11 protein-coding genes are annotated in these 17,773 nt (G+C 65.2%); 8 read left to right on the forward strand and 3 right to left on the reverse strand.

Annotated features, from left to right (window positions below; all coding sequences use genetic code 11):
* Positions 1-203: 203 nt before the first annotated feature.
* The 7 genes from FB389_RS06810 to cycA all read left to right on the forward strand — a co-directional run bounded on the left by FB389_RS06810 (position 204) and on the right by cycA (position 9,365).
* Positions 204-965 carry a DeoR/GlpR family DNA-binding transcription regulator gene (locus tag FB389_RS06810; RefSeq protein ID WP_142112177.1) on the forward strand — a complete coding sequence of 254 codons (762 nt, stop codon included), beginning with the start codon at positions 204-206 and terminating at the stop codon, positions 963-965.
* Positions 962-1,939, forward strand: coding sequence for a 1-phosphofructokinase family hexose kinase (locus FB389_RS06815; RefSeq protein ID WP_142112179.1), 978 nt, complete (start codon positions 962-964; stop codon positions 1,937-1,939). Before FB389_RS06810 ends, FB389_RS06815 begins: the two co-directional genes overlap by 4 nt.
* 53 nt (positions 1,940-1,992) lie before the next feature.
* Positions 1,993-4,137 (forward strand): PTS fructose transporter subunit IIABC, encoded by a 2,145-nt coding sequence (locus tag FB389_RS06820; protein ID WP_142112181.1) that lies wholly within the window; start codon positions 1,993-1,995, stop codon positions 4,135-4,137.
* 114 nt (positions 4,138-4,251) lie between these two features.
* On the forward strand, positions 4,252-4,512 hold the full coding sequence (locus FB389_RS06825) for an HPr family phosphocarrier protein (RefSeq protein WP_142112183.1): 261 nt from the start codon (positions 4,252-4,254) through the stop codon (positions 4,510-4,512).
* A gap of 390 nt (positions 4,513-4,902) precedes the next feature.
* The gene (locus tag FB389_RS06830; protein WP_142112185.1) at positions 4,903-6,936 is read left to right on the forward strand and encodes an anthranilate synthase family protein; all 2,034 of its coding nucleotides are present in this window, start codon (positions 4,903-4,905) and stop codon (positions 6,934-6,936) included.
* Positions 6,937-6,938: 2 nt separating this feature from the next.
* Positions 6,939-7,907 (forward strand): glycoside hydrolase family 6 protein, encoded by a 969-nt coding sequence (locus tag FB389_RS06835; protein ID WP_170207911.1) that lies wholly within the window; start codon positions 6,939-6,941, stop codon positions 7,905-7,907.
* A gap of 72 nt (positions 7,908-7,979) precedes the next feature.
* Positions 7,980-9,365, forward strand: a complete 1,386-nt coding sequence (cycA, locus tag FB389_RS06840; protein WP_142112188.1) for a D-serine/D-alanine/glycine transporter — start codon at positions 7,980-7,982, stop codon at positions 9,363-9,365.
* 126 nt (positions 9,366-9,491) lie between these two features.
* On the opposite strand, the gene FB389_RS06845 is transcribed toward cycA, so the two are convergent.
* Positions 9,492-10,937, reverse strand: a complete 1,446-nt coding sequence (locus FB389_RS06845; RefSeq protein ID WP_142112190.1) for an amino acid permease — start codon at positions 10,935-10,937, stop codon at positions 9,492-9,494.
* A 77-nt stretch (positions 10,938-11,014) separates the two neighbouring features.
* On the opposite strand from FB389_RS06845, the gene FB389_RS06850 reads away from it, so the two are divergent.
* Entirely contained in the window at positions 11,015-12,331 is a 1,317-nt protein-coding gene (locus FB389_RS06850; protein WP_142112192.1) for a hemolysin family protein, read from the forward strand.
* A gap of 55 nt (positions 12,332-12,386) precedes the next feature.
* Here the strand turns inward: FB389_RS06850 and FB389_RS06855 are convergent, their stop codons facing one another.
* Complete coding sequence (locus tag FB389_RS06855; protein WP_142112194.1) at positions 12,387-12,902, reverse strand: SNARE-associated domain-containing protein; 516 nt, start codon at positions 12,900-12,902, stop codon at positions 12,387-12,389.
* A gap of 88 nt (positions 12,903-12,990) precedes the next feature.
* On the reverse strand, positions 12,991-17,772 hold the full coding sequence (locus tag FB389_RS06860; protein WP_142112196.1) for a GH92 family glycosyl hydrolase: 4,782 nt from the start codon (positions 17,770-17,772) through the stop codon (positions 12,991-12,993).
* Between the last annotated feature and the right edge of the window lies 1 nt (position 17,773).

A 17,773-nucleotide genomic window follows, 5' to 3' on the forward strand; every position in this document is an offset into this window, starting at 1 on the left:
GCCAACTCCTCTGCGCTGAGGTCCCGATTACCAAGGCGGTAGGTCGGTTGGGTGCGCGGTGCGAGGTCTCGATGCGCTCCCCATTTGAAAGTAACACAAAAACGCTGTGGCGTCATGTGGGAGTGTGTTGTATTGTGATGATGTCGGTGGGGAACTGCCGACGATGAACGCAGCAACGGGGCTCGCCTAGATGGGATCGGTTCATGTACGCGAAGGAACGTCGCAGAGTCATCATTGACCTGCTCTACTCCGAAGGACGGGTGGCGGTATCGGATTTAGCCATCCGATTCGATGTCGCCTCGGAGACCATCCGGCGCGACCTCGACGCGCTTGCCTCCGCGGATATGCTCAGTCGCGTACACGGCGGCGCAATACCTCGCTCCACGGATCCGGTCGAGGCAGATTTGCCGACGCGACTCATGACCCACACCGCCACGAAGCGGCGGATCGCTGCTGTCGCTGCGCGCTACCTTCCCTCCGCCCCGGGCGGATCCGTCCTGCTGGATGCCGGCTCCACGACGGTCGAGTTGGCTTCCTACTTGCACGGACACGGCTTGCGGGTAATCACCAACGGCCTGCCGGTGGCCGAGGCCCTGGTTCAATTGGAGGCGCCGGGCCTGCACATCCTTCCCGGCAACGTTCGCGGAATCACGCATGCCGCGGTCGGATCCGAAACCGTTGCGGCCCTCGGGAGGCTGCATGCAGACGTCGTCTTTATTGGCTGCAACGGGTTCGGGGAGTATGGGCTCAGCACCCAAGACCCGGACGAGGCGGCTACTAAATCGGCGCTCGTCGCCGCCGCAGAGTTGCGCGTGGTAGTGGCGGACTCGTCCAAATTTGCCAAGCGGCAACTCGTCACGTTCGCTCAACTCAGCGACATCGATGTCCTCGTGACGGACACGGACCTTCCCGACGATCGCGGCAGTGAACTCGAACGGGCCGGCATAGAGGTGGTGCGCGCATGATAGTTACCGCAACAATCAACCCGTCGCTCGATCGGACGGTGACGATTCAGGGGCCTCTGGTTCCCGGCGCCGTCCATCGAATTACCAGTGATCGGACGGATCCGGGCGGCAAGGGCATCAACGTCGCATTCGGTACGCAGCGCGCAGGCCTGGAAACCGTTGCCGTTCTGGCGGCGCGCAGCGACGATCCGCTCCTTGCATTGCTGAGCGCGGCGGGGCTTACCCATGTTGCCGCACCCGCGCGCGGGGCTGTCCGCACAAACCTGGCGATGGTTTCGGAACCCAACGTAACCACCAAGGTCAATGAGCCGGGCACGCCGCTGACCGCAAGTGATGTGGACGAGTTCACGCGGGCTCTGTTGGCGACCGTCCACCACGGGGACTACGTGGTGTTGTGCGGTTCCTTGGCTCCGGGGGTTCCCGTTGATTTCTACGCGACAGTTCTGCGATCGCTCAAGGACCGGGGTGCCTACGTCGGAATCGACACCTCCGATGGCCCGCTGCTCGCGCTCGCGGAACACTTCCCGCAGGTGGCGCCCGATTTTATGAAGCCGAACGCCGAGGAGCTCGGGCAGATTGTCGGTGTTGATGGCGGCGAGATAGAAGATCGGGCAGCGACCGGCGATATCGTTCCGGCCGTGCACGCCACCCGCCGTTTGGTGGACATGGGCGTTCGCGAAGTTTTGGTGACCCTTGGAGGGGCCGGCGCGATGCTGGCAACCCGCGAGGGGATGTGGTTTTCGCGCGCGCCGCGCGTGCCGGTTGTTTCGACAGTCGGCGCAGGCGACTCCGCGGTGGCGGGGTATCTGATTGCCACGGCGCAGGGGGCTAACGCCGCCGACCGATTGGCGCTTTCGGTGGCTTACGGTGCAGCGGCGGTGTCGCTGCCCGGAACCACTATCCCGGCACGGGATGACGTCGTAGTCGATCCGCGCCTTATCACTCGCATCGACCGCGCACAACGGGCGCTCTAGCCCGCGTGCGCATGAGAGGCCGCGAAGCAATTCCGGCCCCGAGAGGATCGAACATGTCATCCAATCTCATGACTGCCGACCTGGTGCAGCTGGACGTGGCACCTGCCGGTGACAAATCGGCGGTGATCGGCCAGCTGGCGGATCTGATATCGAAATCAGGGCGCGCCGATCGTGACGGACTGATCGCGGCATTTGAAGCGCGCGAAGCGAAGTTCGCGACTGGAATGCCCGGTGGAATCGCAATACCCCACTGCCGTGCCGACGCAGTAAAAGAACCCGCCCTCGCCATGCTGAGGCTGGCCACGCCGGTCGATTTCGGCGCCAAGGACGGCCCCGCGGATCTCATATTTGCGATTGCGGCACCCGACGAATCGGGTTCCGCGCATATGAAGTTGCTTGCCAAGTTGTCGCGGGCCCTGGTCAAGCCCGAATTCCTCGCTTCGCTGCGCGCGGCCGCAACCCCGGCCGATGCGGCAGCGCTCGTCACCGCTGTGATCGAACCCGCCGCCCAACCGCCGTCACCTGTCGCAGACGGTAACGGGCAAAGCTCCAGCGCGGGTGCTGGCCCCGCGCAATCCGCAGGCACGGGAGAGCTTGGCGAGGGGAGTGCGGGGCGCTCGTCCGCGAATGAACCCGCAAAACCGGTACTCCTGGCGATCACGTCGTGCCCAACCGGCATTGCACACACCTACATGGCCGCGGAATCGCTTGAGGAGGCGGCCAAGGCCGCGGGCGTCGAGCTTCACGTCGAGACGCAGGGTTCGGGCGGTATTGACCCATTCACCACCGCGGACATACGCCGTGCGCAGGCGATTATCATCGCCGCCGACGTGAACGTGACGGGCCGCGATCGCTTCGTTGGGATGCCACTGGTCGAATCGGGCGTCAAGCGAGCGATCTCGGATGGCCCCGCGATGATTGCGCAAGCGGTGGCCGCGATCGACGATCCCAATACCCCGCGGGTTGCCGGAGGCAGCGGCGCGCGGGAGCAAACTACGAACACAGAAGGCACGGTTTCCGTAGCGAAGCGGTTGCAGCAGGCGGTACTAACGGGTGTGTCGTACATGATTCCGTTTGTCGCTGCCGGGGGTCTGCTCATCGCCCTCGGATTCCTGATCGGCGGATACGACGTGGCGTTCGTCGCGGGCGATGTGGCGAAGAACTTCTCGCTGTGGAACCTGCCCGACGCGCAGACCTACATGCAAAACGGGGCAGAATTGCTCACCGACCGTTCCGGAATGGCCCTGTACCTCGGTGCAGTTCTCACCGCGATCGGGCAGGCCGGCATGGGTTTCCTGGTCGCCGCACTATCCGGATACATCGCGTTCGGGCTGGCCGGGCGCCCGGGAATCGCTCCGGGCTTCATCGGCGGTGCCATTTCTGTGGCAGTCGGAGCAGGCTTCCTGGGTGGCCTGGTGACCGGCCTGATCGCGGGCGGGGTGGCCATGTGGTTGGCGCACTTCCGCCCGCCGCGCTGGCTTGCGGGGTTGATGCCAGTAGTGATCATCCCCCTGCTTGCAACCCTTGTCACGGCGGGGTTGATGTACGTGGCGCTGGGGCGCCCGCTCGCATCATTGATGAACGCGATGGAGACCGGGCTGGGGTCGATGACCGGTGCGTCGGCAGTCGGACTCGGCGCATTGCTGGGGTTGATGATGTGCTTCGATCTGGGCGGACCGGTGAACAAGGCGGCGTACCTGTTCGCGAGCGCCGGGCTATCCGCGGGTACCCCCGAGGCGTATCACATCATGGCGGCGGTCATGGCGGGTGGAATGGTGCCGCCGCTCGCGATGGCCCTGTCGACCGCCATCCGGCCGCGGCTCTACTCGGAGGCTGAGCGTGAGAACGGCAAGGCTGCCTGGTTGCTTGGCGCCGCGTTCATCTCGGAGGGGGCCATCCCGTTCGCGGCGGCCGATCCGCTGCGCGTCATCCCATCGATGATGGCCGGCGGAGCCGTCACGGGTGCGTTGACAATGCTCTTCGAAGTCGGTTCGCGGGCGCCGCACGGCGGCATCTTCGTGATCTTTGCCATAACCCCGGTGTGGGGATACGTAGCCGCCATCGTTGCCGGGACGCTTGTTTCCGCGGTCTGCGTCACCGTGCTAAAGGCGCGCAGAAAGGATCGCGGGGCCGCCGCTCGTGAGGCGAGCGCAACTGTTCTGGCCGGCGCAACTGTTTCCGCCGGCGCGGCGGCGTAACAAGGAGGCCGGGCCAGGATCGTGCGCCGCTCGTGCAGCGACCCGGGCGGTCGGTCCAATCACGTAGGGCAGTACACATCGAACACGAAAATAACGAGGTGAAAGGAATCAATCATGGCAAGTCGCACAGTCAAAGTCGGTTCGGCGGTAGGTTTGCACGCCCGACCCGCTGCCATCATCGCCGAGAAGGCGGATGAGTTGGGGGTCGACGTCTACCTATCGACCCAAGGGGAGGAGCCAGTCGACGCCGCTTCGGCGATGCTGATCATGACGCTCGGCGCCGAACACGGTGTCGAGGTCACGGTCGAATCGGAAGATCAGCAGGCGGTCGACGCGATCGCGGATCTGGTAGCCGCGGATCTGGACGCCGAATAGGCGCGATCTTGTCTCGCGCAGTGGTCCGGCACTTCTTACGGGCAGTGTCGGGCCACCTTGCCGCGCGCTGGGTGGGGACGGGTCGCCTTGCCGCGCGCTGGGTGGGGACGGGTCACCTTGCCGCGCGCTGGGTGGGCGCAGTGTCGGGCCACCTTGCCGCGCGCTGGGCGGGGACGGGCCACCCTGTTACGGAACCGGGGGGCGGAAGCGCGAACCGCCTGGCCTGATACGATGACCCTATGAATTCGATGCTCGCAACACGTGGTGCGTGGTGGCTCGCCTGATCGGCGGCCTTGCATTGGAAACTTCAGTAACCACAACGACCGCCCCACGGCGGTCGTTTTTTCGTATTCGCCCGGGGCTAGTCCTAACCGGAAGGATCACACTGCGGTGAAAGACAACCTACTCGAAAGAGTGCTGGGGCCGACCCCACCTCCCGCATACGCGCTGCTATACCGGCAGGGCCACGACCAGGCCGAGATCATCGAGGGCGATGTCGTTGACGTGGACAACCTGGCAGACATCCCCCTGCACGACGCGGATGGGACGGTCCGCGAGGTGCTGGCGCTGGTGCCCTTCAGGCAGGTGCGCGAACGCGGTTACCAGGCGATCGATGACGGCGCGCCCCTGCGCTGCTTGCGCGTGACCGCGCGCCAAGAGGTGCCGGTTCAGATGCTGCGAGAGGCCCTTCCGGCCACCCTGCCGGCGATAGAGGGGCGCGGCTTCGACGTGCCCGATCAGGACTACATAGCCACGGTCTCCGCTGTCATAGGGGACGAGATTGGCCGCGGGGAGGGCGCGAACTTTGTCATTCGGCGCGATTTCCTGGCTCAGGCGGATGCCGACGGTGCGCGGGTCGCGACCTCGCTGCTGCGGCGCCTGCTGGAGCGCGAGCGTGGTGCCTACTGGACCTTTGCGGTCGTCACACCCGACATAATACTCGCGGGGGCCTCCCCCGAGCGGCACGTGTCGGTGAATAACGGGGTTGCCACCATGAACCCGATTTCGGGCACGTATCGCCACCCGCAGGGGGGCGTGGACCCGGCCTCGTTCAGCCGCTTCTTGCTGGACACCAAGGAGGTCGAGGAACTGTTCATGGTGGTCGATGAGGAACTCAAGATGATGTCGCAGGTGTGCGCCGACGGCGGGCAGGTCCTGGGGCCATTCCTCAAGCAAATGTCGAAAGTCACCCACACCGAGTACCTCCTCAAGGGGCACACCTCGCTGGACGTGCGCGATGTTTTACGTGAAACGATGTTCGCCCCAACTGTCACTGGCTCGCCGATGCAGAACGCGTGCGCGGTCATCGCCCGGCACGAAACCAAGGGTCGCGGGTACTACTCCGGGGTCGCCGCGCTGATGACGCCGGAGGCAAGCGGAGGGTTTTCCCTCGACGCTCCGATCCTGATCCGGACCGCGCAGATCACTCCGGGCGGCGAAGTGCGCGTGAGCGCGGGAGCGACCCTGGTCCGGCATTCTTCGCCACAGGGTGAGGTCGCCGAAACCGCCGGCAAGGCGGCCGGCTTGCTCGGAGCGCTGGGCCTGGAGGCCGCCTATGGGGCAGGGTTCGGGGCGGGCGCGGGATCGGGCGCGGGATCCTTGCAGATGGCGCCGGAAGATATCGACGAGCTCACCTCGTCCGCCAGCCGCGTCGTTCCGCAACCGCAGGGCACGCCGCAGCCGGTTCCTGGCGCGCAGACCGCGACCGAGCTGGCCAACGACCCGCACATTCGCGCCGCGCTGGTCGCCCGCAACCGGATGCTTGCGCCGTTCTGGCTCGCGGAACAGCACGACGCGCGCAGCGCCGGCCTGACGGGGCGCCACGCGGTTGTCATCGACGCGGAGGACCGGTTCACGACCATGCTCGCGCACCAACTGCGGCATCTGGGGATGACCGTCTCGGTGGTGCCGTGGGCGCAGGTCGCCGCCGACGGCGAAATCCCGCTGCCGCCGGACGCGGAATACTTGGACCTGGTGATCGCGGGGCCCGGCCCCGGTGACCCCACGGACCGGTCCGACCCGCGCATGGCGCGCCTGCGGGCGGCGGTGCAGCGGCGCCTGCGCGACCAGGCGCCGCTGGTCGCGGTGTGCCTGAGTCACCAGGTCGTCGCCACCGAACTAGGCCTGGCGCTGGCGCGCCTCGACTCGCCGCGGCAGGGGGTCCAGCTCACCATCGACTACTTCGGGACGCCCGCAAGGATCGGGTTCTACAACACGTTCACTGCGCGGGTGGAGGCGGGGAACTCGTCCCCCGTTCGCCTTTCGGGCGGCGTTGAGGCGTCCATCGACCCGGCAACCGGCGACGTGTTCGCGCTGCGCGGGCGCGGTCTTGCCACGCTCCAGGGGCACGCGGAATCCATCTTGTCCATCGATGGCATCGATGTGCTGGAGCGGATGGTGCGTCACGCGCTAGGAAACGTGTAGTCGTGGCGGCCCGGTCACGCGGCGCCGCCGCGGTCGTGGCGCTGTGGCTCGCGATTGTCGCGTGCGCCGGTCCGGCGCTGACACCGGCCGCGGCGGCGCTGCCCGCGCGCGTGTCGAAGCAGTTGTACGTCGACCCGGATTCGCAGGCCGCCGCGGCGGCCCGTACGGCGACCGGCGTGACGGGTAGGGCGGTCCGTTACATCGCGAAGACGCCGCAGGCGCGCTGGGTAGGCGATTGGAATCCCATCGCTAGCGTGCGGGCACAGGTGCGGGCCTACCTGCGCGGGGCGCACCGGGCGGGGGCGACGGGTGTGCTCGTTCTCTATGCCATACCTGGGCGCGATTGCGGGTCGTATTCGGCGGGCGGGTTCGCGGCCAGCGACTACAAGCGGTGGGTCAGGCAGGTCGCCAAGGCGGTTCGCGGGTATCGGCCGATCGTCGTGGTCGAACCGGACGCCCTCATGCAAGATTGCGCGACCGCAAAGACCACGCGGCTCGTTGCCTGGGCCGCCAAGACGCTGTCGCGGGCCGGGGCGTGGGTGTACCTCGATGGCGGGCACTCGCAGTGGCGTAGCCCCGCCGATACCGCCAGGCGACTGCGGGCGGCCGGGATCAAACACGCGCGCGGGTTCTTTACGAACGTCTCCAACTTCAACGCGACAGCACGCGAGCGGCGATACGCGCGCCTGGTGGCGCGCCAACTCAAGGCCAAGGGCGTGACCGCCGCGCATCGCCACGCGATCATCGACGTCTCCCGCAACGGTCGCGGCGCGGCACCCGGTAATCAATGGTGCAATCCCGCGGGGCGCGGATTGGGCGAGCGACCGCGCCTGGTCACCGGCTCGGGCTATCTCGACGCGCTGCTGTGGATCAAGGCACCCGGCGAATCAGACGGGACATGCCAAGGTTGGCCGGCCGCCGGCACCTTTTCACCGGCCCTCGCGCGCGGCCTCTACAAGAACCGACGGTGACGGTCGCCACACTGGCAACGTTTACGGGCAAAGGACCCACGCGCACACCGATCGGTAGTGAAAAATGGACAAATGCCTGATCCAACGACGGAACGCGAACTCGAGCGCGGCCTCAGCAACCGCCACCTACAACTAATCGCCATCGGCGGCGCCATCGGCACCGGTCTGTTCATGGGCTCCGGAAAGACGATTTCCCTGGCCGGACCCTCGGTGCTCATCGTGTACACCGTCATCGGGTTCATGCTCTTCTTCGTCATGCGCGCCATGGGCGAACTGCTGCTCTCGAACCTGGGATACAGGTCGTTCCGCGACATCGCCAGCGACGTGCTCGGTCCGTGGGCGGGCTTCTTCACGGGCTGGACGTACTGGTTCTGTTGGATCGTCACGGGCATCGCCGACATCGTCGCGGTGGCTGGATACGTCGCGTTCTGGTTCCCGAACCTGCCCAAGTGGATACCCGCGATCTCGATGATCGTGCTGTTGCTGGCGCTCAACCTGGTCGCCGTCCGCCTGTTTGGGGAACTCGAATTCTGGTTCGCGCTGATCAAGATCGTCGCGATCGTTGCACTCATCGTCACCGGCATCGTCATGGTTGCGATAGCGTTCCAGGCCCCCAACGGCGCGCAGGCATCGCTTGCGAACCTATACAACGACGGCGGGATATTCCCGAACGGATTCATGGGCTTCTTGGGCGGATTCCAGATCGCGCTGTTCGCCTTCGTCGGAATCGAGTTGGTCGGGACCGCGGCCGCCGAAACCAAGGATCCGGAAAAGAACCTTCCGAAGGCGATCAATTCGATACCAGTGCGAGTCGTGTTGTTCTATGTGGGGGCGCTAGCGGTGATCATGATGGTCACCCCGTGGCGGGAGATGGCCGCCGACAAATCGCCGTTCGTGGCGATGTTTGCGCTCGCGGGCCTGCCGGCCGCGGCGTCCCTGATCAACTTCGTGGTGCTAACGTCGGCGGCGTCCTCCGCGAACTCCGGCATATTCTCAACCTCCCGGATGCTCTACGGGTTGGGTTACGAGGGGGATGCGCCCCGCCGCTTCAAGCGACTATCGGGCCGCAACGTGCCGGCGAGCGCGCTGCTGTTTTCGTGCCTGTGCCTGGTGCCGGGGGCCGCGCTGCTCTACGGGTCGAACTCGATCATCGAAGCGTTTACCCTGGTCACTACGGTATCCGCCCTGCTTTTCATGTTCGTCTGGTCGATCATTTTGGTGTCGTACATCGTCTATCGCCGCCGCCGCCCCGCCGCCCATGAAAAGTCCGCGTTCAAAATGCCCGGCGGGGTCTTCATGGCCTGGGTCGTGCTGGGATTCTTCGCGGCGATGGTGGCGGTCCTGGCGCTGTTCGCAGATACCCGCGCGGCGTTGATCGTGACGCCTTTGTGGTTCGCGATCCTGGCCGTGGCCTGGGCGATCTTGAAGCGTCGGCGCAAACGCGTGCCGGTCGCCTAGGGCGTTTTCAAGGACGAGGCCACCCACCACCCCCGCGTGCGTCCTCGCATCGGCCTGCGTGCGCGGCGATGGGCCTGCCCCGCGTGCGCGGCGCCACCCACCGGGCGGGCGCCGGCCGCCCCGCGGCTAGCGCCGCGCGACCACCCGCCGGTGCAAGCCATACGCTGCGACGATCGCCGCGGTCAGGACGACGGTTGAAAGCAGTTGCGACCTGGTCGAGGCCGCCGTCATCATCAGCAACGCGACACCGATCAGCAGCGCCAGCGTGGCGTAGGTGACGTAGGGGAAGCCGCGCGTGCGCAGGTGCAGCTTTCCCTCACGCTCCAGCCGGGGCCGCAGCCGCAGGTGGGACACGGCGATGAATATCCACAGGACAAGCAGCGACGATCCGACCGCGTTGAGCAGAACACCCAGTATCTTCTCCGGTAGCCACCAGTTGAGGAACACCGAGATCAGGGCGAAGAAAACCGACGTCCACACGGCGTTGACGGGTACACCGCGGGACGATACCGCAAGCAGGCGCCGCGAGCCGTCGCCGCGCTGCGAAAGCGAATACGCCATCCGCGAGGTCCCGTACACGTTCGCGTTGAATGCCGAAAGCAGCGCAATCACCACCACCGCGGCCATGACAGCGGCCGCCCCCCGCAGCCCGGCGGCGGTCAGCACCGCGACGAACGGGCCGTCCAACAACTGGGGTGAGTTCCAGGGCAGCACCAGCACCATGATGAAGACCGACCCGATGTAGAAGAGCAAAATGCGCCACACTATGTTGCGCGCGGCTCGCACGATGGATCGGTGGGGATCGTGGGCCTCGGCGGCAGCAATGGTGATGATCTCAATGCCACCGAACGCGAAGATTACGACAAGCAGGGCGCTCGTGATTCCTGCAATGCCCGTGGGGGCGAATCCGCCGTGGCCCAACATCACGTCCAACCCCAACGCGGGGCGCCCCGGCAGCCATCCGCACGCCAGCGCAACCCCGACGGCCAAGAACCCGATGATCGCGGTGATTTTGATGGCAGCGAACCAGAACTCGAACTCGCCGAAGTTGCGCACCCCGATCAGATTCACGACCGCAAAGAACGTCACCAGCACCAGGGCAATCACCCACTGCGGCACCGCGGTCAACCAACCGTGCAGGATTTGTGACGCCCCGGTGATCTCGACCCCCAGCACCATGATGAGCGTGAACCAGTACAGCCACCCGACCGTGAACCCGGCCCAACGCCCGATGCCCAGTTCCGCGTAGGTCGAGAAGGACCCCGACGATGGTATCGCCGACGCCATTTCCGCGAGCATCCACATCAGGAGGATGACGATGACCCCGGCGACCAGGTACGAGACGATTACGGCCGGGCCGGCCAGCGCAATGCCCTGCCCGGTGCCAAGAAACAGCCCCGCGCCGATAGCCGAGCCCAGGCCCATCATGGTCAGGTGCCGCGCCTTGAGCCCCGTGCCCAGGCTCGCGGTGCGCAGCTCGGGTTGCGCGGGGCCGGTTGGCGATTGCCTGGAGGACGGGGAGCTTGCAGGATCCGGACGGGCGGCGTCGCCCCGGGATGCGTGATCAGACATGCATCCAACCCTAAGTCGCCAATCGGCCGACAACATGGGACCGCGCGCCGGTATGGTGCGCCTGCGACAATGGGGGCATGAACCCCGAATTGTGGCGAAGCATCGTCCTGGTCCTGGTATTCATCATCGTCGGCGGAGTGTTCTCGGGCACGGAGACGGCATTGGTTTCGCTGCGCGCGAGCCAACTAAATCAGCTGGCGCGCAAGGGCAAGCGCGGCCAGAAGGCCGCGAACCTGGCCCGCGATCCGAACCGTTTTCTGGCTGCCGTGCAAATCGGCGTGACCGTCGCGGGCTTCCTGTCGGCGGCATACGGCGCTTCCGCGATTTCCCCCTTCGTGACCCCCCTGCTGGTGGGTTGGGGGATGCCGCAGGGTGCCGCCGCCTCGACGACGCTGATCGTCCTGACGCTCGTCATCGCATACCTGTCATTGGTATTGGGGGAGCTGGTACCCAAGCGCTTTGCGCTGCAACGACAGTCGACCATCGCGCTCGCGGTTGGACCGCCGTTGGACAAATTCGCGCGCCTCATGCGTCCGGCGATCTGGGTGCTGTCCGTATCGACGGACGCCGTGGTACGGCTGCTGGGCGGGGACCCGCGAGCGAAATCGGAGGACATCTCCGACGACGAACTGCGCGACATGGTTTCCCAGCACAAGGGATTCGGAAAGGACGAAAGGACGATCCTCGAAGACGTCCTCGATTCGGGAACGCGCACCGTTTCGGAGGTGATGCGCCCGCGCGCGGATGTCTCGTTCATAAAAGGCACTCTTACGGTGGCCGAAGCCATCGAGGTCGTGCGCGCGTTGCCGTATTCTCGCTACCCGGTCACCGGAGAGACCTTCGATGAGATCGTGGGGTTCTTGCACATCAGGGACCTTTTGGCGGCAGCGCTGAACCCCGCAGACACGCACGACACGGTCGCGGGTCTAGCGCGCGCCGTGCTGGAGTTGCCGGGGACAAACCCCGTCCTGCCCACCCTGTCGCTGATGCGGCGCGAGCGCAGGCACATGGCGATCGTCGTCGATGAATACGGGGGGACCGACGGAATCGTCACGCTGGAAGACTTGGTCGAGGAACTGGTCGGAGACATCTGGGACGAGTTCGATTCACCCACCGTGATCCGGGAAGCCGGCCCTGCGGCGAATCCCTTGGCCGGGGTGGACGCGCGGGTGTCCATTGAGGACTTTACCGATCGGACCGGCCTGCCGGTGCCCGAGGGGCCGTACGAGACGATCGCCGGATACGTCCTGGCGAAACTGGGAGCCTTGGCGAAGGTGGGCGATTCGGTGCCGCTGGGGGCTTATCGCATCGTGGTGACCAAGGTCGAGGGGCGACGCATCGCGCGCCTCGACGTCGTCGAGGCCGGGGGCACCGACGCACCGCGGGACAGCTGATGGCCCGGCGGCCGCCGGGCCCCGATCGGTTCGCGCCCCCGGCCGCGCGCACTTCCTAGTCCCGTCGGCGCCGCCGCGCGACTATCACCGCGACGACGACAATAGCGCAGCCGATCCCCACCGCAGCGATCGCCGCGGGCTGCCCCATTCCGGCCCGCACCGCACCCCAGAACACGGCGAATCCGATCGTTCCCCAAATGGCCGCCCACGCGGCGGCGCCGGGCAGCGACGCGAGCGTAAATCTGCCGTACGGCATCCGCACCAGCCCGGCTGCAACGAGTATTGCCGTCTGAAATCCAACGGTGATGTACGCGGCGGTCACGGCCGGGGGCCCGAACCGGTGGATGAGAGTCATCGCGCGGGCCGTCGAAGGCGCGTCGATCAGGGCGCGAAACCGCGCAAATCTGCCGCTCCGTGTGGAATGGACGGCCGCGTCCGTGCCCTTTGATGCGGCCCGTGCAATCCAGTAGGTCGCGTGGGACCTGGCCAGCACGATGAGAAAAAGCGCCCCCAGCGTCACCCACAGCGGAGCTGCATCGGGGACGCCGGGAACGCTGACAGCTTGGTGCACGGTCCGAGCATACTGACGAATCATGGACGAGCGCCCCGCCCCTCCCCGCTGCCGTGAGCGGGAGGGGCGGGGCGCCGCCTTGCCAGTGCTACTTCTTGGCCTTGATGACCTTGGCGCTGGACGCAGCGCCGATGACGTTCACCGAGTCCGACGGCGTGAAGACCGCGCGGACCTTCAGCTTCTTCTTCTTGGTGAACTTCTTGGCAATTTTGACCTGGATGCGGCCCTTGTTCGCGGGTGCCAGCGAAACTGTCTTGACCCGCTTCTTGCCCACGTATACGGAAACCTTGCCTGCGGGTGCAGTCCCGTTGGTGAGGTAGCCGACCTTTACGGTGACGCGTGCGGCCTTCTTGCGCTTGTACTTCTTTGCGGAGACCGTCACCTTCCCGGCAGCCGCCTTGACCACTGAGATAGTGACGATGGTCGACGTGGCCGACGTGCCGCGCAGGCGCGCGCTGATGGCGTGCGCACCGGATTTCAGCCCGGATACCTTGGTGACGGCCCGCGAGTCGACGATCTTTGCGGAGCCGATGACTTTGGATCCCTCGACGAACTCAATGGTTCCGGTTGTGCCGGATCCGACCTGGGCGGTCAGCGCTGCGGGCTTTCCGAAAACCACAATCGGTGTCGTCGAGGACAGAGTCACGGTCGGCACAGTCGTTCCGCCGCCGTTGTCGCCGCCGCCGTTGTCGCCGCCGCCCGGGTCGGTCGGAATCGGTGTGATAGTCACGCTGTGCGAAGCGGATACACCCGAGGACTCACCAACGGCCTTGATTTTCAGCGTTGCGGGCGCGGTGCTGCCGGCCGGCACGGACCAAGTGACTTTGCCGGCCGCGGACGCGTAGATGGTTGCGCTGTATGATCCCGCCGTCAGGGCCACCTTCTCCGATGGCGCAAAACCGGTGCCGGAACCAACGATCTGGGACCCGGCTACGGCGGTGTCCGGGCCTGCCAGACTGGCGGACCAGGTCTTTGCGGTGACGGTGATCTCGGCGGATTCACTTCCACCCGATGCCGCTCCCACCAATCGCAGTTGGTAGGTGCCGGCCGCCGTGAGCGCGTCGATCTGTGCGCCTACCGTCACCTTGCCATTCGCATCGGCGGTGCCGGTTCCGATGAGTTCGGAACCGAGGTACAGCGCGACCGATTCCTGCGCTGCAAATCCGGTGCCGGTGAAGTCGGTCGTCTGACCGGCCTCGATCGGTGCGGAGGGGGCCTGCGTCACGGGAGCCGCTGTGGCCGCTTGTGGCTCGGTGTCTTGCGCGATGGCAAACACTCGTCGCTTGTCGTTGGAGTCGTTCGTAAACGTCACCGACTTGATGGTCTTGCCAGAAGGCGCCGTGTACGGGTCGGTGGCGAACAGGTACGCACCCGGGTGATCATTCTGCCCGAACCGGACGGCGGTCCACGCGAGTTTCTTGGACCCGCTAATGGGCGCTAGGTTTCCGGTCGCCTCGGTGCCATTGGTGGAAGGGATTACCCAGTCGCCCAGATTCATGCTGGTCTGTACGGAAGCTGACCCATCCGTGAAGTTCACGGTGACCGTCCCGCTCGACCCGCTGTTGAGCCCGGTTCCCACGATTGATATCTTCGTGGGGTTGCCGCTGAGCTCCACGGTCTGTCCGGCCGGCTTAATCGCGTCCGACAATCCTTCCGTTGCATTCAACAGCGTGGCCTTGAGGCCCGACAGCGAAGAGTCATTGCTCACGGTCCCCAGGTCGAATTGCTGCCCGAGTGTGATGCCTGCCTGCTTCAACTGCTCGCTAATGAACCCGTTAGTGCCGTCGAAGCTGATGTAGTGCGCGTTCTCGCTGGATACCGCGTTGACGTTCGTCGCGGCGACGAACCCGTTTGCGCGGGCGACCCGAACGGTCAGGTCCGTGCTCGCCGCCTCGCCGTCGCTGGTGATGACGGTGAGCGGCAACGAGTAGTCGCCGTCGGCCACACTTGCACCGGCCGTCACGTTGACATTGGCGCTGCCCTTACCCGTCGAATCGAACGAACCGCTGCCGGTGGCGCTGAAGCCGTTCGGTAGCGAGGCCGCATCGACGGTAAACGACTGAGCGGTGGAGGATACCCGCTGCACGTCCAGCTCCGCCGTGACGGCGGTGCCGGGGTTGGTGACCGTGATCGGGTACGCATACGCTATCAATTTGGCCGCTCCATCGTCGAACGACGGCGGCGCATCGCTGGTTGCGGATCCCCACGAGGTGGCGGTCGCGGACATCGTCACGTCGATAGTGGTGTCCTGCTTCCACCAGCCCTGCGGGATGTACGTCTTGGACTGCGAAGTGCCGTTGACGGAAACTCCCGCGATGTAGCGCTTGGTGGTTGCGCTGTCGGCGTTGATCGTGAGCTTCTTACCGTTGCCCAAGGACACTTCAGCACGCGTGAAGGTCGGCGAGTTGAACGTCATGATCGACGTTCCTGGGGTGGCGGGGTAGACGCCCAGCGCGGCCCAAACATACCAGGAGGCCTGCGCCCCCAGATCGTCATTGCCCGGTTCGGCGCCGTGGGGTTGGTCGCCAAACAGTGTCGTGCGGATGTCTTCGACGACCTTTTGTGTGCGCCAAGGCCGTCCAAGGTAGTTGTATACCCAGGGGGTAGCGAAGCTCGGCTCGTTACCGATCCACATGCGCGGGTCGTTGGCTCCCACGTTGTAGCCGCCGGTCATGAACGTGTCCAGGCGTTCGGCGGTCTGTGCGCGACCACCCAATACTTGGGCCAGGCCCAAGATGTTTTGCGGCACCATCCACAGGTACTGCTCCGAGCGGGCCTCGTCGAATCCGATCTGGCCAAATCCGGTCGTGCTTCCCTTGTACCCGAGCGTTGGATCGTTTTCGTTGCAACCGTGATCTTTCGCGGAGAACAGCCCCGTCGTGTCGCGTGGGGTCAGGCATTGCGTGGACGGGTTGATTAGGTTGAGCCAGTTGTTTGAACGCTCCGCGAATAGCTCGGCGACATTGGCAGGCACGCCCGACTTGGTCGCCTGGGCCTTTGTTAGCTCATCGGCCGAAAGCAAGGAAGCGAATCGGCTGATTGCAAAGTCGTCGATCGACCACTCTTGGGTGACCGAAGCGCCCGTGACCGCATGGTCGGTCTGGTGTGCGGGTATCTGCGCCGCATATCCCTTCTCGGAGTATTCGTGTGCCGCCGGGCGGTTGATTTGCGTCCGCGACCAGTTCGTGTCGAAACCACTCTTGGCGAGCGCCTGCGTCACCGCGTTGGTGATGTTCTGGCCGCCGGTCTCCTTGCCGGCATCTTCGCCCATCGCCCCGTCGTACATGTAGTACAGCGCGGTGGCGCGGTCGAATTCGTCTGCGCCGAACACATTGAATTGCGCCAGTTGGGCGGATGCGTTGTCGCCGGACATCTGGGTGGTTGACGAGTTGGCCATGGACCAGCGCGGGTAGGAGCCGGACTGGGTAGCCTGGTTGACGTAGGTTTGTGCCATATCCGAGGCAATCTTTGGTTCTAGCAAGGCGATTAGCGGCGCCCAGGACCGGTAGGTATCCCAATCGGAATAGTTCGCGTAGACGTGATCGACGTCTGTGCCGTTAGCGGCGTTGTCGGTGGCGATGTTGTGGATGGTCGCGCCTTTGGTGTTCGACCCGAGGAAGTTGAAGTACTCGAATCCCACGTAGTCGCCGGTTACGTCGTCGAATACGTTGGGGTGCAGCAGCGACCGATAGTAGGCGTGATAGAAGGTCCCCAGGTCGCGAGCTGACGAATCGTTGGACACGCGAATCTTGCTGAGGACGTCGTTCCACTCCCCGTAGGTCTTGGCGCGAATCGCATCGAATGCTTCCGAGTAGCTGCTGTACGGCGTCTTACCCGTTGCCGCATAGTCAGTGGTCGGGATCTCGGTGGCGAGGTTGAGAGAGGATCCGCCGTGGTTGTACGACGCCGTATCCGCTTGCCCAAGGGCCAGGTCACCCGTCTTGACGTATGACAGGGCCACCTTCATGTGCACTGAGGTGGTGCCGGGAGCGAACCGGACGTATCCGCCCGCCTTCTTGACGTTCGTCACCTCGGCGTCGCCGTCGCTGCCGGTCTTGTTGACGAACGTGTTTGCCTCTTGGTTCCACGCGCCGTAGGCGGTGAAGGCCTCTTCGAATTTGGCCGTGAAGTAGACCTTGAATTGGTTGTTCGGCGTCGAACTGCAGAATCCGCGCACGACCGCCCAACCGGTGATGGTCTTGTTGTTGGGGTTGACGTTGATCGAGCTGAGTTGAATCTTGTCGCCGTTCGAGGCGCCCGCGTTGAACGTTACCGCCGGGGTTACGCCCGACGGGTACGTGAAGTTCGCCATGCCCGACCGGGTGGTGGCGGTCAGTTCGGTGGTGATCTTCTTGTTGTTCCGGTCGGTCGAGGTCAGCCGGTAGTAGCCGGGCTCGCCCTCTTCGTCGCTGTGGTCGAATTTGTTGTATTTGTCCCACGGCGAATTCGAGGTCGGGTCGATGGTCGTGGGCAGGATCGGGAAATTCCCGAAGGCACCGCAACCCTGCGACGCGTGGTTCAGCGAGAATCCCTTGAGATCGGATGTGCCCGAGTTGTAGTAGTAACCCGCGCCGTTGCCGGGCAGATCGGGCGAGAATTGCATCATCCCGAAGGGGGCGGCCGGACCGGGGAAGTTGTTGATGCTTCCGACCGAGGTGCCGCCCGATCCGGTTCCCGCAAGAGTATTGACGTACTGCGCCGGATCCGAAATGAGCGCGGTTGCCGCCTGCGCGCCCGTCGCCCCGAGCATGGAACCAACCAACGCCCCAACGGCAATCGCGGCCGGCAGCATCTTGCTCGCGCGGGGACCGTGCCCCTTGGCATCTTTATTCACGGACGAGCGCCCCGTCCGCCAAATCAAACCTCGCACT

The organism is Rarobacter incanus (assembly GCF_006715765.1).
Taxonomy (GTDB): domain Bacteria; phylum Actinomycetota; class Actinomycetes; order Actinomycetales; family Cellulomonadaceae; genus Rarobacter; species Rarobacter incanus.